Here is a 21,682-nt window from a genome sequence, read left to right on the forward strand (position 1 = left end):
AACGACGACCGCCCCCGGACGCGGAACACCGCGCCCGGGGGGAAATACATTCTCTGAAATGATCCGCCCGCCCCGGCTATGGTGCGCGGGAATGCAAAGCAGGACACAAGACCATGCGACGATCCGATCCCTACATGGAACGCGCCCGCGAGCTCTGCCTCGCCGCCGGCGTCGATCCCGACTCGCGCGTCGGCGAAGGACGCGGTCAGCCGGCCTGGTGCTCGTACCGGGACGCTGCGCGCAAGGAGCATCTTGCCCGCGAGGCCAATGCGGCCGCGAGCGAGATTGCGAACCTGCGCCCGCAGGAGGCCCGCTTCCAGAATGCGCCGCTGAAGATTTTCGGCCCACATGAGGATGCGACCATCGCGCAGATGCGCAACTGCATGGCGGTCGGCAACGTCGTCTCCGGCGTGATCTGCGCCGACGGCCATCTCGGTTACGCCCAGCCGGTCGGCGGGGTCATCGCCTATGAGAAGCAGATCAGCATCTCCGGCGTCGGCTTCGACATCGGCTGCGGCAACATGGCCGCACGGCTCGACACCCGCTTCGACGACATCGCGGCGATCGCACCCACGATCATCCGCGACGTCGCCAAGGTGATCTCGTTCGGCGTCGGCCGCGCCAACGCCGAGCGGGCGGAGCACGAGCTGTTCGACGACGGCGATGCCTGGCGCGAGAGCGACATGGAGGCCTACCGCCAGAAGGCGGTGAGCCAGCTCGGCACGGTCGGGTCGGGCAACCATTATGTCGACCTCATGCGTGACGAGGAAGGCTTTGTCTGGATCGGCGTCCATTTCGGAAGCCGCGGTCTCGGGCACACCTCCGCGACGCGCTACCTCAAGGCCGCCGGCGGCAAGGACGGCATGAACGTCCCGCCCGCCGTGGTCGACGAGGACTCCGAGCTCGGCCGCCGCTACATCGCGGCGATGCAGCTCGCCGGGCGTTATGCCTATGCGGGCCGCGAGTGGGTCGTCGAACGCGTCCGCCAGATCATCGGCGGCAGCGTGACCGAGAGCGTGCACAACCACCACAACTATGCCTGGCGTGAGACCCACGGCGGCAAGGATTTGTGGGTGGTTCGCAAGGGCGCGACACCGGCGTTTCCCGGCCAGAAGGGATTCGTCGGTGGCTCGATGGGCGACGACGCCGTCATCCTCGAAGGCGTCGACAGTCCGGAAGCGAAGGCTTCGCTCTACTCGACCGTGCACGGCGCCGGCCGCATGTTCGGACGAAAGGAAGCGAAGCGGCGCTTTTCGCGCGCGGAGATGGACCGCTGGCTCAACGAGCGTGGCGTCACCCTGATCGGTGCCGACCTCGACGAGAGCCCGATGGCCTATCGCCGCCTGCCGGACGTGCTGGCGCAGCATGCCGGCACCGTCCGGGTGCTGCACACGCTGCGGCCGTTTGCCGTCGCCATGGCCGGCGAAGGCGAGTTCGATCCGTGGAAGGATTGACACAAACAGCGGACGGGAGGTTTTGCCTCCCGCCTGCACCATCTAGCCCGCCTCCTGGCCAGGAACGCGTTGGCCTCGACCGGCGCCAGCGCGACGAAGGCCGGAATCGATTTCAGATCGTCAGCGTTTTGATAATCTGCCATGTCTCATCTCGTCAGATATTCGCGCATCAGGGCGCGGGCGCGGTGCAGGCGGGCCTTGACGGTCTGCCGCGACGCCCCGAGTGCATCGGCGATTTCCTCAATGGTCATTTCCTTGACGTCGCGCATCAGCGCGACATCGCGGTAATGCGGCGGCAACGCCTCGAAGGCGGCAGCGACGTCGAGCCGGAGCTCGGCTTCGGGCCGCGCGAGCAACGCAGTCTCCACTTCGCTCTCGTCAACGGCCGGCGCGAGGCCCGCCTTGCGCGCGAGCCGCAGGCATTCGCGGCGGACCACGCTGAACAGCCAGGCGGATAAGGCCAGCAGCGAGCGGATCGTCCCGACATGGCGGAACAGGATCCACAGCGCCTCCTGCGCCGCATCCTCGGCATCCGCCGAGCTGCGGCAGGTCGCGCGGGCATAACGGCGAATGTCCGGTTGCGCGGTGGCGAGCAGCGAGGCGATCGCCTGGGGATCGCCGAGCCGCGCCGCTTCGAACAGGTTGGGTGAAATCGCAGCCGCACTCACGACAAGCCCCCGCGTCCGATCCCGGCCATCGCGCACATCGGGCAGTAGCCGACGAGCCCGGTCAGCGCGAAGCCGGCGCCACCGAGCGCCACCAGCCAGGCGGCGCTACCGGTGAGATAGACGAATGCAGCAACCGCCGCTGCCGCGCCCAAGGCGATCCGCACCGCCTGGTGCAGGCCGCCGATGTTCTTCCTGTAAAATGCCATCGCATCCTCCGAGATAAGCCGAGGCTGATCGCCTCGACCACAGAGAGGGCGCGATGGCCGAAAAGGATTCGCGCCCGCGCGCAATTTTTTTGCTGTCAGCCTCCGACGGCCTGGTAGGCCAGGCGCTTGAACTCGAAGAAGTACGGATTCCAGAAGCCCATATAGCGCTGGGCCATCAACACGCCGGCGGTGTTGGCCTCGGGGCAGATCCACCAATGGGTGCCGGCCAGCCCGCCCCACTGGAATTCGCCGGTGGAATTCGCAGGATCGGACGGCATCGGCGCGAAGGTCACGGCGCCGCCGAGGCCAAAGCCTTTGCCGGGGATCGGGCCGAGATTGGCGAAACGGATGGTGCGCCCCGCCGGGAGCTGGTTCGTCATCATCTGCCGCAGCGTTTCCGGCTTCAGCAGCGCATTCGACCCCGGCACCAAGGCCCGTACGAGCGCGAGCATATCAGGCAGGGTCGACACCAGGCCGCCGCCACCCGAGAGCCGCGGGAACGGCCGCCGGTAGGCTTGCGGATAAGGCAGATTGTCGGCACGCGTGAGGCCGGGCTTCATGGGGTCGAGCAGGTCGGCACCGTTGTAGAGCGCGACCAGCCTGCCCTGCTGCGCCTCCGGCACGGAGAAGTCGGTATCGGTCATGCCGAGCGGATCGAAGATGCGCGCCTTGAAGAAGGCATCGAGGGATTTGCCCGAGACCACCTCCACGACGCGGCCGAGCACGTCGGTCGCGACCGAATATTCCCACGCCGTGCCGGGCTGATAGGACAGCGGGAGATCGGCGAGCTTGTCGATCATGTCGGTCAGCGGCGTCAGCGGATTGAGCACGCCTGCCGCGTTGTAGCCCTTGAACAGCACCGTGCCCGGATCGAAGATGCCGTAGCTGAGGCCGGAGGTGTGGGTGAGGAGCTGACGGATCGTGATCGGGCCGTTCGCCGGCTCGACATCGGCAAGGCTTGCCGCGCCCTGCTTCAGGACCTTGCGATTGCCGAGCTGCGGCAGGAATGTCTCGACGGGGTCATCGAGCCCGATGCGCCCCTCTTCCATCAGCAGCATGATCGCGCAGGTGACGAAGATCTTGGTATTGGAAAACGCGCGAAAGATGTGGTCGGGCCGGAGCGCCATTTTCGCCTCGCGATCGGCAAAGCCGACGCATTGCTTGTCGATCACGTCGTGGCCACGCAGCACCGCCCAGGACGCGCCGGGAATGATCTCCTGGTCGACGTAGCGCTGCATCGCCGTCCGCACGGCGGAAAAATCGGTTGCCCTGGCGTCCATGAAGTCCTGCCTCCCTGAATTGGTTGCAATGGATATAGCGAGAAATCGGCCGCGGGGAAGCCCGCCTCTCCGGATCCGGATCGGCACGGGCCACATCGATATTTTTGTTTCGCCCCGTGTTCACGAGCGCGCGAGCAACACGGCGAAAACCGCAGCAATCCTTGCGGCAAGACCTCGTTAAGCGCGCGACCTTTAGCCTCGCATCCATGTTCAGCGTATTCCTGACCTCATCACGGGTGACCGGCAATGACCTCGATCTCTGCAACCTCCACCAGTTCCTATTCCCCGCTCGACCGCCTTAAGAGCGAGCTCACCAAGGAAGTCTCGGCGGGCACCATCAGCTCGAGCGACGAATCGGCGCTCTCCTCCGCGCTCGACGACATCGATTCCGCACTCAAGACCGGCGCGTCCAGCTCCAGCTCCTCGTCACCGCCCTCGCCCGACGAGATGCAGTCCAAGATCGACGACCTCATCCAGAGCGAGGTGTCGAGCGGCAAGCTGACCAGCGACCAGGCCAGCGAATTGAAGAACGTGTTCGCCAACACTTTCTCGGGGACCAGCGGCGCCGGTGGCCCGCCTCCGCCGGCGGACGACAGCACCGACTCGTCGAGCACTGGCAGTACCGACTCCACCTCTTCGTCCAGCTCGTCCTCGGCCAGCGCCGAGGACCTGATGAAGGAGTTGATCGCGATGCTGCAGAGCGCGACCAGCCAGTCGACCTCCTACGGCTCCAGCGGCAACAGCAACGCCTCCTCGGCGAGCGCGTTGCTGGTCGACTACAAGACCTGACGCCGTCACTCCTGCTTCATCAGCGCGGTGACATGCAGGCGGCGGCGGATGCGCATGCCCTGCCGCTGATAGAGCGCGATGGCGGACGCGTTGCTGGAAAACACGTGCAGGAACGGAATCTCGCCGCGCGCCTCGATCTGGCGCGCGACGGCCGCCAGCAGCGCCTGCGCGTAGCCGCGGCCGCGGTGATCGGGATGCACGCAGACCGCGGTCATCTCCGTAAACTTGCCCGGCTTCATCCGCTCGCCGGTCATGGCGACCAGCTCGCCATTGATGCGGATGCCGAGGAACGTGCCGAGCTTGTGCGTCCGCGTCGCGAACGGCCCGGGCTTGGTCAGCGCCGTCAGCGCAATCATCGCGGGAACGTCGGCGTCACCGAGCCTCACTATTTCGGCGTCGCGCAACGGGCTGTCGGTGGGCGAGCCGATCATCTGCTCGCCGGTGTCGGCGAGCACGACCTTGTAGCCGGCGGGAACGTCGACCGGCTCCGGCGTGAACAGTGCGGCAACCTGCGAGCCCGACAAGAGATCACCAAGGACTGCAAAGCTTGCCTCGGACATGTCGATCATGTCGGCAAACGGCGTCATGTCCACGGGATAGCGCAACGCTCGCGCACCACCTTCGGCCAGATGTTTGTGGCTGGTCGTCAACGCACTCCAGATCGGGCGATCCAGCAGCGCAAAATCGCTGTCGGACACCGGCCTAATCCTTGTCGAAGCTGACGATGACGGCGGCGTTGGCGATGAGGATGGGGTCATTGGCCACTTCCGTGGCCGAAGGAATCTCCAGCCCACCTTTGACCGCGGTGACGGTCACGGTGCCGTAGGGAAGCTCCTTCGCAACGGCTTCCTTGTCGACGGCCTCGGGATTAGGCACGCCGATGGTGACGTCGACGAACATGTCGTTGGCGGTCTTGCCGATCATCCGGAAGAACCCGAGGCTCGAATGCCTGATGGCATCCGACACCGCGCGCTTCGCCGCCTTGGTGGCGTCCCTGCCGTGAACGTCGACGCCCATGCCCATCTCGGTGACACAACGAACGCGAGTCATGTTTTATTCCTGTGGTTGCGTTGGATGATCGGGAGTGTCGATGATCGGAGAGCACGACACAAGTTGTTGTTCTCGTGTCCCGGACGCGCTGCAACGCTCTTGCGTTGCTGCGCAGAGCCGGGACCCAGGAAGCCACGGAGTTCGCCGGTGCGTGGGCCCCGGCTCTGCAGCGCACCGCCAAGGGGCGCTGCGCTGCGTCCGGGGCACGAGCTCGCAGTCATCACGCCTTCGCCTTCTCATGCGCGCGCAGCTCGTCGACCAGCACCCGCACGTTCTCCGAATAATCGATCGGGATCGAGACCAGATGCACGCCGCCGTCCTTGAAGGCCGCGTCCAACGTCGGACCAAAGCTCTCGATGCTCGCGATGCGATGGCCCTTGGCACCATAAGCCTTGGCGTACATTGCAAAGTCGGGATTGCCGAACGTCATGCCGTAATCGGCGAAATGATCGACCGCCTGCTTCCAGCGGATCATGCCGTAGGCGTTGTCCTCCAGCACCAGCACGACGAGGTTGAGCTTGAGGCGGACGGCGGTCTCCATCTCCTGGCTGTTCATCATGAAGCCGCCGTCACCGGCGACCGCGAGCACGCGGCGGTCGGGATAGAGCATGGCGGCCATCATCGCCGACGGCAGGCCGGCGCCCATGGTCGCCAGCGCGTTGTCGAGCAGCAACGTGTTGGCGACGCGGGTGCGGTAGTTGCGTGCGAACCAGATCTTGTACATGCCGTTGTCGAGCGCGACGATGCCGTTCTCGGGGATGACCTGGCGGATGTCGTGCACGATCCGCTGCGGCGTCGGCGGCCAGCGCGTCTCGGTGGCACGGTCGGCGATGTGCTTGAGGATCTCCTCGCGCAACGGCAACAGCGCGGCCGCCTGCGGCAGCTTGCCTTCGAGCCGGTCGGCCAGAAGCTCCAGGCTCGGGCCGACGTCGCCGACCACCTCGGCATCGGGAAAATACACCAGCTCGACGCTCGCCGAGGTGTAGCTGACGTGAATGACCTTCGGGCCCGACGGCCCCATGATGAAGGGCGGCTTCTCGATCGGGTCGTGGCCGATCGCCACGATCAGGTCGGCGGCGTCGATGGCATCATGGACATAGTCGCGCTCGGACAGCGCGGCCGTGCCCATATAGAGATTGGTACCGCCGGGCACGGTGCCCTTGCCCATTTGCGTGGTGAAGAAGGGAATGCCGGTCCGCCGCACGAAGCTGGCGATGCCGTGGGTCGAGCGCGGCCGGCTGGTCGCAGCGCCCATCATCACCAGCGGACGCTTGGCTGACAATATCATCTCGGCGGCGCGATCGAGCGCGGCGCGATGCGCGACGGGGATTTCGATCGGATGGAGCGGGATCACGGGCGTAGCGGGCACTTCATCCCCCGCGATGTCCTCGGGCAATTCGAGATGCACCGGCCCCGGCCGCTCCTCCATCGCCACGCGGAAGGCGTCGCGCACCACGGTCGGGATCGACGAGGCGCTGACGATCTGCCGCGACAGTTTTGTCAGCGGCTTCATGGTCGCGACCACGTCCACGATCTGGAAGCGCGCCTGCCGGCTGCTCATGATCGGCTTCTGGCCGGTGATCAGGATCATCGGCATTCCGCCGAGATGTGCATAGGCCGCGCCGGTCGACAGGTTGAGCGCGCCGGGACCGAGTGTTGAGAGGCACACGCCGGGCTTGCCGGTCAGACGTCCGTGCGTCGCGGCCATGAAGGCGGCGGCCTGCTCGTGGCGGGTGAGGACCAGCTCGATTTTGGAGGTCCGCAGCGATTCGACGAGATCGAGGTTCTCTTCGCCGGGCACGCCGAAAATGCGGTCGACGCCTTCGTTCTCCAGCGCCGCGACGAACAGGTCGGATCCCTTCACTTTGCGTTCCTGCTCGCTCATGTCGCCTCCGCTTGCTGCTGGCTCCCGCGCCTCGGGAGCGGGAGCATGGTAGCGGCTCGTGGCACGAGCACAACTCACAAAGAGGCGCGGTCCATAATGCGCCGTGCGTTCCTGGATGCACTCGTAGGATGGGTAGAGCGAAGCGAAACCCATCAACGCTTGCTCCGCGCTGAAACATGATGGGTTTCGCAAGTGCTCTACCCATCCTACGGCCTCGCAGACACACCTTCGCATCCTCGCGGCTTGTCCGCCCGAGCTTTGCCCGTCGCCTCACCCTCAGATGAAAGAGGGCGCAGGGAAGACCGGGTGCCGGCTGGCACCCGCGGTCCACTGTGCGATATCTGCACTACAAGAGGCTGCACAGCGGCATACAGGTGAAGCCAAACATCCGGCCTTCCCTGCGCAGTGGTTTGACGGCTTATGTCGCGCTCTCCCCGGGGAGCGATGCACTATTGCCCCCGTCGTCTCGCAGATGACTGATCCGAGGGCCCGGTTGAGCCACCCGCATCACCACGAGCCTTGGCGCACAGACCCCGGGCGCCAGGACCACACGATTTCGCCGTACGCCGATCACACCGGTCGTGTGCGCGATGTTTCGCTCACGGTTGCCCGCCCTGCGAAGCTCTTCGCGCCGATGTGGCTCGCGTCCACCGCCGCCCGGCCCACGTTCGTGACGATCGCGATGCGCCCCTCTTCCTTGGGCCGGGTTGCGGCGATGGATACGCTGTTTCCGAATTTCGGTAAAGTGGAATATTTTCGGCGATCGGGATCGACCAATGGATGGGGTGTTTTGCCCGTCGGGCAACGCAAGGCGTTGTAGCCCGGATGAGCGAAGCGACATCCGGGAGTCGCGGCACGAGCTGCCCCGGGTATCGCTTCGCTCACCCGGGCTACGAGAACCACCTCCTACAGCTTCGCCTCGGCGAAGATGCCGGATATCCAGTCGAGGAAGACGCGCAGGCGCAGCGCGAGCTGGCGGTTTTGCGGGTAGAGCGCCGAGAGCGGCGTCGGCGACGGCGGATGGCCGGCGAGCACCTCGACCAGCGCGCCGCTGGCGAGGTCGCCTGCGAAACGATAGCGGGGCGCCTGCGCGAGGCCGAAGCCGAGCCGCGCAAGATCGGCCATGGTGTCGGAATTGTTGACGCGCACCCGGCTCGGCAGCACGACGTGCCGCAGCTCGCCCGCGACGGAAAATTCCAGCGGCAGCACGTCACCGGTGCGCGAGGAGACGAAGGCCACCATCTGGTGGCCGTCGAGCGCATCCGGCGTCGCAGGCATGCCGTGGCTCGCGATATAGGCCGGGCTCGCCACCGTGATCTCCGCGATCGTGCCGAGCCGGCGCAGGATCATTCCGCTGTCGTCGAGCTCGCCCGTCCGGATCACGCAGTCTATGCCCTCGCGCACGAGATCGACCAGGCGGTCGCCCTGCCCGATCTGCAATTCGAGCTGCGGGTAGCGCGCCAGAAAGGCCGGCAGGTGCGGCAGGATGAAGGTGCGGGTCAGCAACGGATGCGCGTCGATGCGGAGCAGACCGCGCGGCCGCGCATCGCGCATCGCGGTTTCGGCTTCCTCGACCTCCGCCAGAATGGCGACGCAGCGACGATAATAATCCTCACCGTCGAGCGTCGGCGTGACATGCCGCGTGGTCCGTTCGAGCAGGCGCGCGCCGAGATGCGCCTCGAGCCCGCGCAACACCTCGCTCGCCGTCGAGCGGGGAATGCCGAGATCGGCCGCCGCAGCCGTAAAGCTCTTCCGTTCGACGAGGCGAACGAACAGGCGCATGGCGTCAAATCGATCCATGGGTGATCGTTCACCACAGCCGACAAATGATGGCAAGCTTTTCGCGATGATCCGGCCGAAGCGACCGTGCATTCTCGAACGACACGGCCGCGGCGCCTCGCACGATGCCATCACCTCACCTTCAAGCTGAGCTCCGTTCCGCCCTTGAGCGGCAGCGTCATCGAGACGAAGCCGTTGTTGGGATCGCGGATGAAATCGAGATGGTCGGGCTCGGCGTTGTCGTTCATGACGTAGCCGCCGACGCGCAATTGCGGCGCGACGATCTCGATCACCTCGCGCGCGAGCAAAGGACCGCCCTCGCCCGGCCAGCCGTCGATCAGGACGAAGTCGACGGGACCGCCGAGATCGCGCAACGTCTTTCGCGCATCGCCCTCGCGGATCTCGGCGTAATCGGCAAGGCCAGCCTCGGCGAGATTGCGTCTGGCGGTCTCGACCTTGGCCGGCACGATCTCGGAGCCGATCACGGTGCCGCCGCCATTGTCGCGCACGGCCGCCGCGAAATAGAGCGTGGACATGCCGACCGAGGTGGCGAACTCCGCAACGCGCGAGGCACGCAGGCCGCGGCAGAGCAGGTAGATCAATTCACCCTGCTCGGGATGGATCGAAAAACCCTGCTCGGCATAGGCGTGGGGATCGCGGCTGCTGAAGCCGCCGCGCGGGCCTCCGCCGGCCGGCCGCTGCCGCGCGCCTTGCAGGCGCGCGATGACGGCGTTGACCCGCGGATCCTGAATCGGGCTGTGGGGCCGATCGTTCATGGGCGGTCTCGCTTTCCAGTTCCTTGCTAGTTACTTGCCGAGAATTTCCGCGGCGGCACGATCCAGGATCGCGGCGATGCGGCGCGCCTCGGCGGAGTCGCTGCCGTGTTTGGCGCGCAGCGCGCGCTTGAGGTTGTGGCGAGCGCGGTGCAGTTCATCGGAAGCATCCGCATCGAGATCGCTGACGCCGGCAAAGGCCTCGCGTACCTCGTCCATGCGGCGGCCGATCCGCGACAGCGCCTGCAGGATCGCGTCTGCCGTGGCGCGGTTCTCGGCCAGATGCGCCTCGCCCTGCGGCGTGATGCTGTAGAGCTTGCGGCCGCCGTCCTGCTCGACGCGTGCGTGGCCGACCTCTTCGAGATAGGTCAGCGCCGGATAAATCACGCCGGGGCTCGGCGTGTAGAACCCGTCCGAGCGCTCCTCGATGATCTTGATCAGCTCATAGCCATGCGCCGGGTTTTCGGCGAGCAGCGCCAGGATCACGAGCTGAAGGTCCTGCGAGGACAGTCGCCGCGCGCCGGGGAAATCGCCGCCCGGGCCGCGCCCGAAGAAGCCATGTCCGCCGCGGCCAAAGCGCCGCCCGCCGCCGTGCCGGCCCATCGCGAAATGGGCAAAGTGCCCGAAATGGAAGTCTTTGTGGTCTCGTCCGTGGTGCATATCGTACGTCCTTTTGTAAAACATATCTTACGATATAGTTTGCGATAATCAGACTTCAACCCACAAACCCGTGATCGGGCTACGGCACCGGTGCGGGGCCCCGGGACGCCCGCCCCGGCGCCAGCTCACTCGGCGGCTTCGCTGTGGGGAACGCCCTGCTCGACCTCGAGCTGGAGAATGTCGTTGAAGCGGTTGAAGGCACCGCACAGCGCGATGCGCCAGGTCAGCTCGACCACCTGCGCTTCCGAGAAATGTGCGCGGAGGCGGGCAAAGATCTCGTCGCGGGTCTTGTTCCAGTTGTTGGTGACGGCGAAGGAATATTCGACGACGAGCTTGTCCACCTCGTCGAGCTCGGGATGATCCTTGTAATCGACGAGGCGCGCCGCGCCCGCCTCCGACACGCCCTGCACCGCCAGCTTCGGCGCGTGGTGGGAGACGCAATAGTCGCACTTGTTGAGCAGGGAGACCGTGACCAGCGCCAGCTCGAGATGGCGCTTCGACAGATTGCCCTCTTCGGCGAGATCGACCAGCAGCGACCACATGTGCTTGAAGATCGGCAGGCGGTGCGCCATGACACCGGCCTGGTTCTCGAACGCACCGTAGGTCGTCATCTTGTCCCACAGCGGCTTCAGTGCGTCCGGCAGATCGTCCCTGGTCTTGATCGAAACGCGCGACATGGCCATTCATCCCTCGTTGGAGCGCTTATGCTGCCATAACGGCGCGTCCCGCGTACCGGTCGCAATCGCATGACACCCAAGACATTCGAAGCACGCTGCCTGCGCCTGCCCGCCGCCACCAAAGTGGTGCAGTGGGAAGGCACCTCCGTGTTCAAGGTCGGCGGCAAGATGTTCGCGCTCGGCGGCGGCTATACGGCAAGCTCCGGCGGCTACATGTTCAAGGTCTCGGACATGGCCTATGCGATGCTGATCGAGAATGGTGTCGCGCGGCCGGCCCCCTATCTGGCGCGCGCCAAATGGGTGCAGCTTGTGAGCAACAACGCGCTGCCGGATGCGGAGCTGACCGGCTATCTCGCGCAGGCCCACGCCCTGATCGTGGCAAAGCTCACGCGCAACACCCGCAGAGAGCTGGGGCTTGCCCCACCGGCATGACCATCCGCGCGAAACGTACGGCTCGCGCGCGGCAACATCGAGCTTCGTTCTCGTTGGTCAGAAATCGACGGCAACCTCGCCGAAACCCGCCAGGCGCACACGAGCGCCCGTGCCCTCTTGCGCAAAGACCATACCGGTGCACGAACCGGTCGTGACGAAGTGACCAGGCGAGAGAGGCGCGCCTCGGTCCGCACAATGGGCAATGAGCCAGCGCAGCAGACGCCAGATGTCGCCCGCCGGATTGCCTCCCATGGTTTGCCGGCTGACGTCATCGCCGACGGAGACGTGCGCCTCTAATCCCCTCAGATCGATGGAAGCAACGCTGACCGTCGAGGCTGGTCCGATCACCAACGCGCCATGGCTCTGCAAATCCGCAAGCTGGGCCAAGGCAGCGCTGTTCGTCCAATCCTCAAGGCGCGTCTCGACCACCTCGATGACGGGATACGCGGCATCGAAGGCTCGTGCCAATTCGTGATCGGGCAATGTGGCATCTTCGGCCGTGAGCGCGCGCCCGACCCGAAGCGCGACTTCCGCTTCCACACCGCGCAACCGCAATCCCGGCCCCAGTCGCGCGCCGGAGGCAAGCAGGCACGACGCAGGCAGCGGCGCGCAGATGGGCTCGGCCGTCGGGTTCGACGCCCCGACCTTCCAGCCACCGAGCGGACCGATCCGGGCAAGCGTTGCATCCTGGATCGCGTAGGCACCGGCACGATCCGAAGGCAGAACATCGCGCCACGCGACTGGCCGGCCGCTGCTTCGGGCTGCGACCAGCAGGTCCGCCGCTTCACTCGCGTTGCTCACGATGCGCTCCCTTCATGTATTCCGGTCTCGGCGACAGGCGCTCCGAGAGGAAAGTTCTGCTCGAATTCCCGCCCCAACGCCAGCACGGCGGCATCGGCCCCCTCGGGCCCGAGCAACTGCAAGCCGGTCGGCAGCTTCGACACCCATCCACATGGTAGCGCCAGCGCGGGCAAGCCGGCGGCGTTGGCAATGGCGGTGAAGACGGCGTGCCCGCGCGGCCCGACCGCCTGCCCTGCGATCGCTTCCGGGTAAGGTCGGTCGGCAGGCCACGGCAAGGAAGCGGTGGCGGGCGTGAGGATCGCGTCGCAGGACGAGAACAGCGCATTCAACTGCCGTTTGAGCCGCTCAATGGCACTGACGAGATTGAACAGGCCGATCGCTCGGGCCGAGCGTCCCTCTTGCAGCGCGGCGCGAGCCGCATCGCCGCACCTGGACTGGTCCGGTTGCGTCCCGCGGCGAAGGCTGAGTTCAGGCCAGCGTGCGCCATCTTCGAACAGCCAGGCCAGGCCGATCGCGGAAAGCTGCGGCCACAGGCCGTTGATCTCTTCGGCGAGGTCGAACGAGACCCGGATCTCGACGACATGTCCCATCGCTTCGAAACGCTTCGCCGCCCTCTCGACGGCATCGACGATGCCGGGATCGACGGGCGCCCCCGAGAAGCTCGGCACATACAGGATCTTGACCTTTTTCGGAGCAGCGAAAAGCGGCCGCCCGGCCAGGGTCTCGGTGAAGCTGGCGACATCCGCAACGTTTCGCCCGATTCCCCCGGCCACCTCGTGGCCCAAGAATATTTCCGGCAGACCGCCGAGCCGCTTCACGAGCCCGGCCGACGGCTTGAACCCGACCAAGCCGCAATGCGAGGCCGGCCGCCGTATCGAACCGCCGCCGTCGGTTGCCAGCGCCAGCGGTCCGCAGAAGGCGGCGACAGCGGCTGCCGCACCGCCCGAGGAACCGCCTGATGTCAGCGACAAAGCGAGGGGGTTGAACGTGGTGCCCTTCAGCGTATTCGCAGTATAGCCCTGCATCGCGAACTCCGGCAGGCTGGTCTTTGCGAAAAGCACCGCGCCCGCCGTCCGTATCCTGGCCACCGGCTCCTCGTCCTCGGTCGCGACGAAGCCGCGCATCAGTTCGCTGCCCCATGTGGTCGGCATGCCCGCGACATGCAGATTGTCCTTCACCGAAACCGGGATCCCATCGAGGGCGCCGAGCGGCCTTGCCTCCGCCCAGCGCCTCCGACTGGCTTCGGCGGCCCGCAATGCCCCGGCCTCATCGACGTGCAGGAAGGCGTTGAGCGATCGATCGCAGGCCCGTGCGCGATCCAGGCAATCCGCGATGACGTCGACCGGCGTGAACGCGCGCTCCGCGTAGCCCTGGATCAGTTGCGCGACATCGAGATGCCAGAAATGGGTCATGCGTGGCTATCGTTCTCCAAGGCATTCGGGAAGGCATTCGGGGCGATAGCATATCGGACAAATCTTGTATACAAGTATGACGCATCAACGCCCGAACATGCCCTCATCGAGACGAGCGATGACATCAGCCCAGCACATCAGCGATCGCCTGCTCGACGCCATCCTGGCAAAGAAGCTGGATCCTGGAAGCCGCCTCGGCGAGCAGCAACTGGCCGAGCTGTTCGGCTGCAGCCGCACCATCGTACGTGAAGCACTGGTGCGGCTCGAAACACGAGGCATCGTTTCGGTAAGCGCCCGTCGCGGCTGGTACCTGCTGGAGCCCACGGAAAAGCAGGCAGCCGAGGCGTTCGCGGCGCGCCTCGTGATCGAGACCGGGCTGTTGCGTGGCGCCGGCCCGCTGGCGACGGCGGAGCTTCGCCTTCTGCGGGATCATTTGCGGCGACAATCGCGGGCGATCAGGGGTTCCGACGTCGGGCTGAGAAGCTTCGTCCTCGGCGACTTCCATGTCTGCCTTGCCCGCTGCCTCGGCAACGAGCTTCTTGCCCAGACTCTGCGCGACCTCACCGCTCGCACGGCACTGATCGCCACGCACCATCAGACCGAAAGCGAAGCCAGGCGATCGTACGACGAGCATGTCGGGATCGTTGCGGCCCTGGAAGCGCACGACATGTCGCTCGCGGAACGGCGCATGAGCGTTCATCTCCGCACCTGGAAGCAGAAGCTTCGCCTCACCTCCGGCAGCGATCCGCTGGCGACGTTGCGCCACGCCCTGTCGCCGATCGATCCTGTGGAACAAGTCTTGCATACAAGACCGAACAAGGGCGCACAGTCCATTCGGCGCGCCGCCAAGTCGCGTCCAGTCAGCAAGGAGAAATCGTGATGTGGGTTTCAAGGCGTGTTTTTTCGATCGGCCTCGCCGCCATTCTCTCGGTCATCGCCGCCGTGGAGGCTTCGGGACAGACGGCGCTCGACGGTATCGTCCGCAGCAAGGCGGTCCGGATTGCCGTTCCGACGGATTTCCCGCCCTATGGCTTCGTCGGTTCCGACATGCAGCCGCAGGGACTCGATATCGACATGGCGCGACTGATCGCCGGGAAACTCGGCGCAACGGTGGAGCTGATCCCGGTCACCACCTCCAACCGCATCCCCTATCTCCAGACCAGGAAAGCCGATCTCGTCATCTCGACGCTCGGCAAAAATCCCGATCGCGAGAAGGTCATCGACTTCACGGCCGCCTACTCGCCGTTCTTCATCGGCGTGTTCGCTCCCAAGGCGATGGAGCTGAAGGCCCCCGAAGCGCTGGCCGGGAAATCGATCGCCGTGACGCGCGGCTCGGTGGACGATTCCGAACTGACGAAGGTCGCGCCTTCGACCGCCGAGATCCGCCGGTTCGAAGACAACAACGCTACGATTTCCGCCTTCGTCGCCGGCCAGACCCAGACTGTCGCGACCAGCGCGCAGGTCGCCGCGGCGATGATCACCAAGAATCCGCAACTCGGCGCCGAATACAAATTCCTGCTCAAGGACAGTCCGAACTTCATCGGCGTCGGCAAGGGCGAGGACGCGTTGCGCGCCAAGCTCAACGAAATCATTCTCGCGGCCAAGGCTGACGGCACCCTCGAGGCGCTCTCGCGGAAATGGCTCGGCAGATCCACCGGCGACTTGCCGGAGTAAGCCGGGCCGTGGTCAATCTCGATTTCGGGACCATTCTTGTTGACTGGCGCATGCTCGCCAAGGGCGTCGCATGGACGCTCGGATTGACCACGGCTTCCGCGACCGGCGGACTTGCGCTGGGCATTGGATGCGCCTGGGCACGCATTCACGGACCGGTCTGGTTGAAGGCCGTGACGGGCGCTTATGTCGAACTGTTCCGCAACACGCCCTTCATCGTGCAGCTCTTCTTCATCTTCTTCGGCCTGCCGGCGGCGGGCTTCCGGTTGTCGCCGGAAACCGCGTCCATCCTCGCGATGGTCGTGAATCTCGGCGCCTATGCCACCGAGATCATCCGTGCCGGCATCGAGGCGACACCGCGCGGCCAGGTCGAGGCCGCGCAGAGCCTGGCGCTGTCACCGGTGCAGACCTTCTTTCACGTCGTGCTGCCGCCGGCACTGCGCAAGATCTGGCCCGCACTCGTCAGCCAGATCATCATCGTCATGCTCGGCTCATCGGTCTGCGGGCAGATCTCCACCGAGGAGCTCAGCTTCGCCGCCAATCTGATCCAGAGCCGCAACTTCCGGGCCTTCGAGGCCTTCATCGTCGCCGCCCTGATCTATCTCGCTTTGTCGATCGTCGTGCGGCGATTGCTCAATTGGCTCGGCCCGCGCTTCCTGTTCGGAGACTGAGGGTATGGTTGAATTCACGCTATGGGATATTCTGCGTAACCTGTTGCTCGCCGCGCGCTGGACCGTGGGCCTGTCGCTGATCGCCTTCATCGGCGGGGGCTGCGTCGGTTTCGCCCTCTTGATTGCCCGCCTGACGCCTTCCCAAGGTGCCCACCGTCTCGTCGGCCTCTACATTCAGCTGTTCCAGGGCACGCCGCTTCTGATCCAGCTCTTCCTCGCCTATTTCGGCCTGGCGCTTTTTGGCATCCAGACCTCGGCGTGGACGGCCGCGACGCTGGCGCTGACCGCCTATACGAGTGCCTTTCTGAGTGAGATCTGGTTCGGCTGCGTCGCCTCCGTTCCGCGCGGCCAATGGGAGGCGGCCCGGAGCCTGGCTCTCACTTTTGGGGAGCAGTTGCGTCACGTCATCCTGCCTCAGGCGCTGAACATCGCGATTCCCCCAACCGTTGGGTTCCTGGTCCAGGTCATCAAAGGCACGGCGCTCGCCTCTGTCATCGGCTTCGTCGAACTGACCAAGGCCGGCGGCATGATCACCAACGCAACCTTCCGGCCTTTCACGGTCTATGCCGTGGTCGCACTGATCTATTTTGCCCTGTGCTATCCGATCAGCCTTACCGCCCGCGCGCTCGAGAGGACCCTCCATGCCGCCCATCGTTGAGATCGCCGCGCTCTACAAGTCCTTTGGGGAAACGCAGGTTCTCAAAGGCGTCGACCTGAACGTGGAGCCCGGCGAGGTCATCGCCATCATCGGCAGGAGCGGCTCGGGCAAATCGACCCTCCTGCGCTGCATCAACGGGCTGGAGCGTTTCGACAGCGGCGCGATCCTGATCAGGGACAAGCAGATCGATCATGACCGCGCGGCCGCGATGCGCGAGCTGCGTCAACAGGTGGGAATGATTTTTCAGAGCTTCAACCTGTTTCCCCATTTGAGCGTCGGGCGCAACATCATGCTCGCCCCAAGGCTCGTCAAGAAGCGCGCAGCGCGACAGGGCGAAGAGCAGGCGCGCGCCCTGCTCGCGCGCGTCGGCCTGGAGGAGAAATTCGACGCGATGCCCGACCGCCTCTCGGGCGGCCAGCAACAGCGCGTCGCCATCGCGCGCGCGCTCGCCATGGAACCGGCCGTGCTGTTGTGCGACGAGATCACCAGTGCGCTCGATCCAGAACTGGTTGGCGAGGTCCTGCGTGTCGTCGAACGCCTCGCGAGGGATGGCATGACGCTGATGATGGTGACCCACGAGATCGGCTTTGCACGCAAGATCGCCGATCGCCTCGTCTTCATGCATCAGGGCAAGGTCCATGAGATGGGACCGCCCGAGGAGCTCTTCGCCAATCCCAAAACTCCCGAGCTCCGCCAATTCCTGTCGTCGCTCCACAATTAGGGCGTGTACTCATAAATCCGCGATGTCCGCTTATCCCCCAAACAGCGGCGTAGTAGCGGACATGGCACGAGGTCCGAGAAGGGCCGATTGTGTTGCAAAAGTCGAAAGTTGCAGGGCTCAAGATTTTTCGCGAAAACACTAAGCAGCGAGCGATCGCTGATTCGTATGACCTCAATCGCGTTACCGAAGTCGCCTGTGAATTTTGCGTGAGGCCATGAGGTCCCTCGCATCTTGTACGCGAAAGTCGCGCCCACGGCCCGCAGAATTTTGGTCATCGGCGAAAAACGACTTTTGCAACAATATCGGCCACGAGCCGACATCGAAACGCAGTCACCAAAGGCGCGGCGGCGAACTGCTCCATGAAGCCACCTCGCCGCCGCCAACCCTTGGCTTAGCAGAAGCAATACTACCCGCCACCGCCCTTGATGTTCGGCAGGTGTTTCATGTCGAGCAAGGGAACCGGATTATCCGGGTGTTGCAGATCTGGCCTCCAATCGTTCGAGGCTCCGCCGGGAAGCCGCTTGATACTTGGAAAGTCAACGATTGACTTATTGAACTCCAACACAACCGGAGTGATCAATGCCAGTACCCAGCCATTGTCCTGTCCGGCATACTTGCCCGGCGATTGTGTTGTCATTCGTGCTGACATCGCGCCGTTGAACACCATGTCGTATTTCTCGAACGGGTCCATTGTCAGATTGTACACCGCGCCGATCGAGCCCAGGTTCTGCTCCGGACCGAGCCAGGTATCCTTGGCCGTCCATAGGTACTTCCACGCGATGCTGAGATCGGGGTTAGTTGGATCACCGGCGACATCCGCGCGTGCTCCCATGAAGTTTTCGCCGTCGATATAAACCCACGACCTTCGTGCCGAGTGGTTTGCGCGACCGAGAATGTACTCACTGTTGTCGATGCTATCGAAGTAGATGGGCTTGCCATTGTTGTCGGTCCATGCGCCGTGTGGCGGTGGAGTCAGGCCGACCATCTTGGAAAGCGTCGCCCAGCAGTCGATGTGCGACATCATTTCGTCGTACTTCGCGCCAGCCGGGATGTGGTCCGGCCACCACATCAGTCCGGGGACGCGCCAACCGGCTTCAAATGCCGTACCCTTCTCGCCCCGAAACGGCGTGGTGCCCGCATCGGGGTACGCATCCTGCCAAGCACCGTTGTCCGCCGTCACAATAACGATTGTGTTCGGTGCTTCTGCGCGGATTGCGTCCATGACGCGCCCGATGTCGTCGTCGAGTTCGAGCAAGGAGTCCGAGTAATCGCCGAGCCGAGACTTTCCGGCGAACTTTGCTGCGGCATTGGTAGGGTTGTGCATCTTCATGAAGTTGACATCCATGAAGAACGGCTTGGTGTCCTTGGCGTGTTTCTTGATGTAGTCGATTGCGTAGTCGGCCTGCCGCACGTCGAAGTCGGCGAGGCGGTCGTAAGTGATGTACTCGTTTCTCTTCGCCGGTTGTCCTGCAACTCCCTCCCACTCGTACATATTCACGACTTCAAAATACGCCTTCGCGATTTCTGGATTGTACGAAGGGAACCAGGGATGAAACCATTTCGAGGTGTCGGCATAGGTGTAGACACCCGGATAATATGCCGCGAACGCCTTCATCTCATCGAAACCATGCTCAATTGGATAGGACTCGGGCTTGTCGCCGAGATGCCATTTGCCTGAGAAGTACGTCGCGTAGCCGCTCTTCCGGAAATACTCGGCGATTGTCGGTGTCTCCTTCTTTAGAGCGTTTTCGTCACCCGGAGCGACCACGATTGATAGCGCTGAACGGATAGGAATACGCCCGGTGATGAACGAGGCGCGGCCCGCTGTGCAGCTTGCCTGGCCATACCAGTTCGTGAATGTCGCGCCCTCCTTGGCGATCCGGTCGATGTTCGGTGTTGGATGGCCAAGCGCCCGGCCGCCCCCGCTATAAGCGCCGAAATCGTTCCAGCCGGTGTCGTCAGTCATCAGCATGACGACGTTGGGTCGCTTTTGCTCCTGTGCGGATGCTGGCATGTTCATAACCGTCACAACGGCGACGCCTGCCAGCAGGCTACGCTGTACTGTTTGCCAGATTTTCATTGGTCGTTCCCTTGCCTAGCCTTGAGGATGAGAAGCCGTCCATTCCAGGACGATCCAGCATCCGGGCCAGAACGTCATCTGGTTTGACATGGGTCAAGCGTGAGCACGGTTGACGCTTATGACTGCTTCAAAACAAGCCATGTCGCCTTTGGGGTCAAAATCGGAAATACTCTGATTGAGCAGAAAATTTCTGCTGAGACCCCAAAGGCTGACGTCGTCGCGTTTATGAGTAAACGCCCTAGTACGCAGTCAAAGCAACCATCGAAAGCCGATTTGCTCATGCGCTAGTCGCCCGCCTGCGCAAGGAGCCTGGGCTGGAGTGAACGCGAGCCTGCGGACGACGAACGCCCTCTCCACAACGTGATGGGATGATCGTCATCCTCCCACTGGTGTCATGCTGCACCGCAACTACCTCAATGGAAAGCCCATTCGAGATGGAGTTTTCCATGAGCAAATCCAGCACGGCCGTGTCGGCCAAAACTCACCGCTATGAATTCGTGCACAACGACGGCGCCGACTTCGTGGCCTATCAGCGCCGCAGCGACGACGGGAACTGGACGACCTTTGCGTCGTGGATGATTCCGCGCGCGGTTTACTAGACCGGCGCAACGCCGCTGCCGTTGACCAGAACATAATATCTGACTAAAGTCAGATATTATGCTGAATCCCGTCGCCCGCGTCCGCCGCTTCAACCGTGCCGTCACCTCCGCCGTCGGCGCGCTCGATACCTCGTTCCTCGGGCGCGGCCGGCCGCTTGGCGCGGCGCGCGTGCTCAATGCGATCGGGCATGGGCGTTCGGACGTCGCCGAAATCCGCGACTATCTCGGGCTCGATTCCGGCCTGATGAGCCGTCTGCTGCGCAGCCTCGAGGACGAAGGGGTCGTCGAAACGACCGCGCATGCGGACGATGCGCGCCGCCGCGTGGCAAAGCTGACGCGTAGCGGCCGCCGCGAGTTCGCGGCGTATGAGGCGCTGTCGAACACGCAGGCCGAAAGCTTCCTCGCCCAGCACTCGCAGCGCGAGGCGCTGCTCGCGGCAATGGACCTGATCGCCTCGGCATTGACGCGCGAGCGCGTTGCGCTCACCGAGATGGACCCGCAAAGCGAAGAGGCCCGCTATTGCCTCGGCGAGTACTATGCCGAGCTCGGCCGCCGCTTCAAGCAGGGTTTTGATGTCTCGCTGTCGCGCGATCCGGATGCCAAGGACATGCGCCGCCCGCGCGGCACCTTCATCGTCGCGATGTCGGACACGCTGCCGATCGGCTGCGTCGGCCTGAAGGGCACCGATCATGGTTATGCCGAGATCAAGCGGCTCTGGGTCGCGCCCGCCGCGCGCGGGCTGCGCCTCGGCCGCCGCCTGATGGATGCGGCCGAGGCCGCAGCGCGCGAGCTCGGCATCACGCTGCTGCGGCTCGACACCAACAGCGCGCTGCCCGAGGCCGGCCAGCTCTACCGCACCACCGGCTGGCGCGAGATCCCGCGCTTCAATGACGATCCCTACCCGGACCTGTTCTTCGAGAAGCAGCTTTGATCCTCACCTCGTCCGCGTCGGGCGCACGACCGAAGGAGCATGCCGTGACCAGAGACGATCTTGCCGGCATCTACTGCGACTATATCGCCTGCCTGAACCGGCAGGATTGGCCGGCGCTCGGGCAGTTCGTGCATGATGACGTCACCCACAACGCGCGGCCGCTCGGGCTGTCAGGTTATCGCGGGATGCTGGAGCAGGACTTTCGCGAGATTCCGGATCTGCAGTTCAATGTCGAACTGCTGATCTCCGATCCTCCCAGCATTGCGGCCAGGCTGAAGTTCGATTGTTCACCGGTCGGGATGTTCCTTGGGCTGGCCATCGATGGGAAGCGCGTGTCGTTCTGCGAGAACGTATTCTACAGATTTCGCGAGCGAAAGATCTGGCAGGTGTGGTCGATCATCGACAAGGCCGCAATCGAGGCGCAGCTAAAGGTGCCGTAACCCGGATGAGCCAACGGGTCGGCGCGACGCGCCGCCCGATGACAG

Annotated in this window: 25 protein-coding genes and 1 pseudogene; 12 read left to right on the plus strand and 14 right to left on the minus strand. The window is 64.4% G+C overall.

Annotated features, from left to right (window positions below; all coding sequences use genetic code 11):
- Nucleotides 1-113 precede the first annotated feature (113 nt).
- Entirely contained in the window at nt 114-1,454 is a 1,341-nt protein-coding gene (locus tag VGR99_RS23410) for an RtcB family protein (protein WP_326901761.1), read from the plus strand.
- 44 nt (nt 1,455-1,498) lie between these two features.
- On the opposite strand, the pseudogene VGR99_RS23415 reads toward VGR99_RS23410, so the two are convergent.
- The 4 genes and pseudogenes from VGR99_RS23415 to VGR99_RS23430 form a co-directional block, all read right to left on the minus strand.
- A pseudogene (locus VGR99_RS23415) lies at nt 1,499-1,597 on the minus strand (carboxymuconolactone decarboxylase family protein); the annotation flags it as partial.
- Nucleotides 1,598-1,600: 3 nt separating this feature from the next.
- Nucleotides 1,601-2,122, minus strand: a complete 522-nt coding sequence (locus tag VGR99_RS23420; RefSeq protein ID WP_326901762.1) for a sigma-70 family RNA polymerase sigma factor — start codon at nt 2,120-2,122, stop codon at nt 1,601-1,603.
- Nucleotides 2,119-2,328 carry a DUF2892 domain-containing protein gene (locus VGR99_RS23425; RefSeq protein WP_326901764.1) on the minus strand — a complete coding sequence of 70 codons (210 nt, stop codon included), beginning with the start codon at nt 2,326-2,328 and terminating at the stop codon, nt 2,119-2,121. Before VGR99_RS23425 ends, VGR99_RS23420 begins: the two co-directional genes overlap by 4 nt.
- Before the next feature lie 95 nt (nt 2,329-2,423).
- On the minus strand, nt 2,424-3,608 hold the full coding sequence (locus VGR99_RS23430; RefSeq protein ID WP_326901765.1) for a serine hydrolase domain-containing protein: 1,185 nt from the start codon (nt 3,606-3,608) through the stop codon (nt 2,424-2,426).
- Nucleotides 3,609-3,854: 246 nt separating this feature from the next.
- Between VGR99_RS23430 and VGR99_RS23435 the strand changes: the two genes are divergently transcribed.
- Nucleotides 3,855-4,397, plus strand: coding sequence for a hypothetical protein (locus tag VGR99_RS23435; RefSeq protein WP_326901766.1), 543 nt, complete (start codon nt 3,855-3,857; stop codon nt 4,395-4,397).
- Nucleotides 4,398-4,402: 5 nt separating this feature from the next.
- Here the strand turns inward: VGR99_RS23435 and VGR99_RS23440 are convergent, their stop codons facing one another.
- From VGR99_RS23440 to VGR99_RS23450, 3 genes are all read right to left on the minus strand, one after another.
- Complete coding sequence (locus VGR99_RS23440; RefSeq protein ID WP_326901767.1) at nt 4,403-5,095, minus strand: GNAT family N-acetyltransferase; 693 nt, start codon at nt 5,093-5,095, stop codon at nt 4,403-4,405.
- Between the two features lie 4 nt (nt 5,096-5,099).
- Entirely contained in the window at nt 5,100-5,447 is a 348-nt protein-coding gene (locus VGR99_RS23445) for a Lin0512 family protein (RefSeq protein WP_018646107.1), read from the minus strand.
- A 220-nt stretch (nt 5,448-5,667) separates the two neighbouring features.
- Nucleotides 5,668-7,332, minus strand: coding sequence for an acetolactate synthase large subunit (locus tag VGR99_RS23450; protein ID WP_326901769.1), 1,665 nt, complete (start codon nt 7,330-7,332; stop codon nt 5,668-5,670).
- A 493-nt stretch (nt 7,333-7,825) separates the two neighbouring features.
- On the opposite strand from VGR99_RS23450, the gene VGR99_RS23455 reads away from it, so the two are divergent.
- Nucleotides 7,826-8,152 carry a hypothetical protein gene (locus VGR99_RS23455; protein ID WP_326901770.1) on the plus strand — a complete coding sequence of 109 codons (327 nt, stop codon included), beginning with the start codon at nt 7,826-7,828 and terminating at the stop codon, nt 8,150-8,152.
- Nucleotides 8,153-8,238: 86 nt separating this feature from the next.
- Here the strand turns inward: VGR99_RS23455 and VGR99_RS23460 are convergent, their stop codons facing one another.
- The 4 genes from VGR99_RS23460 to VGR99_RS23475 form a co-directional block, all read right to left on the minus strand.
- The gene (locus tag VGR99_RS23460; protein ID WP_326901772.1) at nt 8,239-9,132 is read right to left on the minus strand and encodes a LysR family transcriptional regulator; all 894 of its coding nucleotides are present in this window, start codon (nt 9,130-9,132) and stop codon (nt 8,239-8,241) included.
- Nucleotides 9,133-9,242: 110 nt separating this feature from the next.
- A complete protein-coding gene (locus tag VGR99_RS23465; protein WP_326901773.1) occupies nt 9,243-9,887 on the minus strand; it encodes an O-methyltransferase in 645 nt (214 codons plus the stop codon).
- Between the two features lie 30 nt (nt 9,888-9,917).
- The gene (locus VGR99_RS23470; protein ID WP_326901774.1) at nt 9,918-10,544 is read right to left on the minus strand and encodes a PadR family transcriptional regulator; all 627 of its coding nucleotides are present in this window, start codon (nt 10,542-10,544) and stop codon (nt 9,918-9,920) included.
- Nucleotides 10,545-10,669: 125 nt separating this feature from the next.
- A complete protein-coding gene (locus VGR99_RS23475; RefSeq protein WP_326901776.1) occupies nt 10,670-11,221 on the minus strand; it encodes a carboxymuconolactone decarboxylase family protein in 552 nt (183 codons plus the stop codon).
- A 69-nt stretch (nt 11,222-11,290) separates the two neighbouring features.
- On the opposite strand from VGR99_RS23475, the gene VGR99_RS23480 reads away from it, so the two are divergent.
- A complete protein-coding gene (locus VGR99_RS23480) occupies nt 11,291-11,653 on the plus strand; it encodes an MmcQ/YjbR family DNA-binding protein (protein WP_326901777.1) in 363 nt (120 codons plus the stop codon).
- A gap of 57 nt (nt 11,654-11,710) precedes the next feature.
- Here VGR99_RS23480 and VGR99_RS23485 read toward each other — a convergent pair whose 3' ends face one another.
- The gene (locus tag VGR99_RS23485) at nt 11,711-12,454 is read right to left on the minus strand and encodes a 2-keto-4-pentenoate hydratase (RefSeq protein ID WP_326901778.1); all 744 of its coding nucleotides are present in this window, start codon (nt 12,452-12,454) and stop codon (nt 11,711-11,713) included.
- Nucleotides 12,451-13,866, minus strand: coding sequence for an amidase (locus VGR99_RS23490; protein WP_326901779.1), 1,416 nt, complete (start codon nt 13,864-13,866; stop codon nt 12,451-12,453). Before VGR99_RS23490 ends, VGR99_RS23485 begins: the two co-directional genes overlap by 4 nt.
- Before the next feature lie 76 nt (nt 13,867-13,942).
- On the opposite strand from VGR99_RS23490, the gene VGR99_RS23495 reads away from it, so the two are divergent.
- Genes VGR99_RS23495 through VGR99_RS23515 form a run of 5 tightly spaced genes read left to right on the plus strand, consistent with a single transcriptional unit; the run spans nt 13,943 to nt 17,587 of the window.
- Nucleotides 13,943-14,746 (plus strand): GntR family transcriptional regulator, encoded by an 804-nt coding sequence (locus VGR99_RS23495; RefSeq protein ID WP_326901780.1) that lies wholly within the window; start codon nt 13,943-13,945, stop codon nt 14,744-14,746.
- Nucleotides 14,746-15,540 (plus strand): transporter substrate-binding domain-containing protein, encoded by a 795-nt coding sequence (locus tag VGR99_RS23500; protein ID WP_326901781.1) that lies wholly within the window; start codon nt 14,746-14,748, stop codon nt 15,538-15,540. Before VGR99_RS23495 ends, VGR99_RS23500 begins: the two co-directional genes overlap by 1 nt.
- A gap of 50 nt (nt 15,541-15,590) precedes the next feature.
- Nucleotides 15,591-16,208 (plus strand): amino acid ABC transporter permease, encoded by a 618-nt coding sequence (locus VGR99_RS23505; protein ID WP_326902426.1) that lies wholly within the window; start codon nt 15,591-15,593, stop codon nt 16,206-16,208.
- A 4-nt stretch (nt 16,209-16,212) separates the two neighbouring features.
- Nucleotides 16,213-16,866, plus strand: a complete 654-nt coding sequence (locus tag VGR99_RS23510) for an amino acid ABC transporter permease (RefSeq protein WP_326901783.1) — start codon at nt 16,213-16,215, stop codon at nt 16,864-16,866.
- Entirely contained in the window at nt 16,850-17,587 is a 738-nt protein-coding gene (locus VGR99_RS23515) for an amino acid ABC transporter ATP-binding protein (RefSeq protein ID WP_326901785.1), read from the plus strand. Before VGR99_RS23510 ends, VGR99_RS23515 begins: the two co-directional genes overlap by 17 nt.
- A gap of 406 nt (nt 17,588-17,993) precedes the next feature.
- Here the strand turns inward: VGR99_RS23515 and VGR99_RS23520 are convergent, their stop codons facing one another.
- On the minus strand, nt 17,994-19,667 hold the full coding sequence (locus tag VGR99_RS23520) for an arylsulfatase (RefSeq protein WP_326901786.1): 1,674 nt from the start codon (nt 19,665-19,667) through the stop codon (nt 17,994-17,996).
- A gap of 446 nt (nt 19,668-20,113) precedes the next feature.
- Between VGR99_RS23520 and VGR99_RS23525 the strand changes: the two genes are divergently transcribed.
- Genes VGR99_RS23525 through VGR99_RS23535 form a run of 3 tightly spaced genes read left to right on the plus strand, consistent with a single transcriptional unit; the run spans nt 20,114 to nt 21,637 of the window.
- Nucleotides 20,114-20,266, plus strand: coding sequence for a hypothetical protein (locus tag VGR99_RS23525; protein WP_326901787.1), 153 nt, complete (start codon nt 20,114-20,116; stop codon nt 20,264-20,266).
- Between the two features lie 58 nt (nt 20,267-20,324).
- Nucleotides 20,325-21,197 (plus strand): bifunctional helix-turn-helix transcriptional regulator/GNAT family N-acetyltransferase, encoded by an 873-nt coding sequence (locus VGR99_RS23530; protein WP_326901788.1) that lies wholly within the window; start codon nt 20,325-20,327, stop codon nt 21,195-21,197.
- 44 nt (nt 21,198-21,241) lie between these two features.
- The gene (locus VGR99_RS23535) at nt 21,242-21,637 is read left to right on the plus strand and encodes an ester cyclase (protein WP_326901790.1); all 396 of its coding nucleotides are present in this window, start codon (nt 21,242-21,244) and stop codon (nt 21,635-21,637) included.
- Nucleotides 21,638-21,682: the final 45 nt, after the last annotated feature.

Origin of the sequence: Bradyrhizobium sp. (genome assembly GCF_035935975.1) — a bacterium.
In the GTDB taxonomy this organism is placed as follows: Bacteria; Pseudomonadota; Alphaproteobacteria; order Rhizobiales; family Xanthobacteraceae; genus Bradyrhizobium.

Coding starts and splice junctions, on each gene's coding strand:
- VGR99_RS23410 (WP_326901761.1), top strand. CDS start 114: ATGCGACGATCCGATCCCTACATGGAACGCGCCCGCGAGCTCTGCCTC.
- VGR99_RS23450 (WP_326901769.1), bottom strand. CDS start 7,332: ATGAGCGAGCAGGAACGCAAAGTGAAGGGATCCGACCTGTTCGTCGCG.
- VGR99_RS23490 (WP_326901779.1), bottom strand. CDS start 13,866: ATGACCCATTTCTGGCATCTCGATGTCGCGCAACTGATCCAGGGCTAC.
- VGR99_RS23505 (WP_326902426.1), top strand. CDS start 15,591: ATGCTCGCCAAGGGCGTCGCATGGACGCTCGGATTGACCACGGCTTCC.
- VGR99_RS23460 (WP_326901772.1), bottom strand. CDS start 9,132: ATGGATCGATTTGACGCCATGCGCCTGTTCGTTCGCCTCGTCGAACGG.
- VGR99_RS23470 (WP_326901774.1), bottom strand. CDS start 10,544: ATGCACCACGGACGAGACCACAAAGACTTCCATTTCGGGCACTTTGCC.
- VGR99_RS23465 (WP_326901773.1), bottom strand. CDS start 9,887: ATGAACGATCGGCCCCACAGCCCGATTCAGGATCCGCGGGTCAACGCC.
- VGR99_RS23515 (WP_326901785.1), top strand. CDS start 16,850: ATGCCGCCCATCGTTGAGATCGCCGCGCTCTACAAGTCCTTTGGGGAA.
- VGR99_RS23435 (WP_326901766.1), top strand. CDS start 3,855: ATGACCTCGATCTCTGCAACCTCCACCAGTTCCTATTCCCCGCTCGAC.
- VGR99_RS23530 (WP_326901788.1), top strand. CDS start 20,325: ATGCTGAATCCCGTCGCCCGCGTCCGCCGCTTCAACCGTGCCGTCACC.
- VGR99_RS23495 (WP_326901780.1), top strand. CDS start 13,943: ATGACGCATCAACGCCCGAACATGCCCTCATCGAGACGAGCGATGACA.
- VGR99_RS23480 (WP_326901777.1), top strand. CDS start 11,291: ATGACACCCAAGACATTCGAAGCACGCTGCCTGCGCCTGCCCGCCGCC.
- VGR99_RS23510 (WP_326901783.1), top strand. CDS start 16,213: ATGGTTGAATTCACGCTATGGGATATTCTGCGTAACCTGTTGCTCGCC.
- VGR99_RS23445 (WP_018646107.1), bottom strand. CDS start 5,447: ATGACTCGCGTTCGTTGTGTCACCGAGATGGGCATGGGCGTCGACGTT.
- VGR99_RS23430 (WP_326901765.1), bottom strand. CDS start 3,608: ATGGACGCCAGGGCAACCGATTTTTCCGCCGTGCGGACGGCGATGCAG.
- VGR99_RS23520 (WP_326901786.1), bottom strand. CDS start 19,667: ATGAAAATCTGGCAAACAGTACAGCGTAGCCTGCTGGCAGGCGTCGCC.
- VGR99_RS23525 (WP_326901787.1), top strand. CDS start 20,114: ATGAGCAAATCCAGCACGGCCGTGTCGGCCAAAACTCACCGCTATGAA.
- VGR99_RS23425 (WP_326901764.1), bottom strand. CDS start 2,328: ATGGCATTTTACAGGAAGAACATCGGCGGCCTGCACCAGGCGGTGCGG.
- VGR99_RS23500 (WP_326901781.1), top strand. CDS start 14,746: ATGTGGGTTTCAAGGCGTGTTTTTTCGATCGGCCTCGCCGCCATTCTC.
- VGR99_RS23475 (WP_326901776.1), bottom strand. CDS start 11,221: ATGTCGCGCGTTTCGATCAAGACCAGGGACGATCTGCCGGACGCACTG.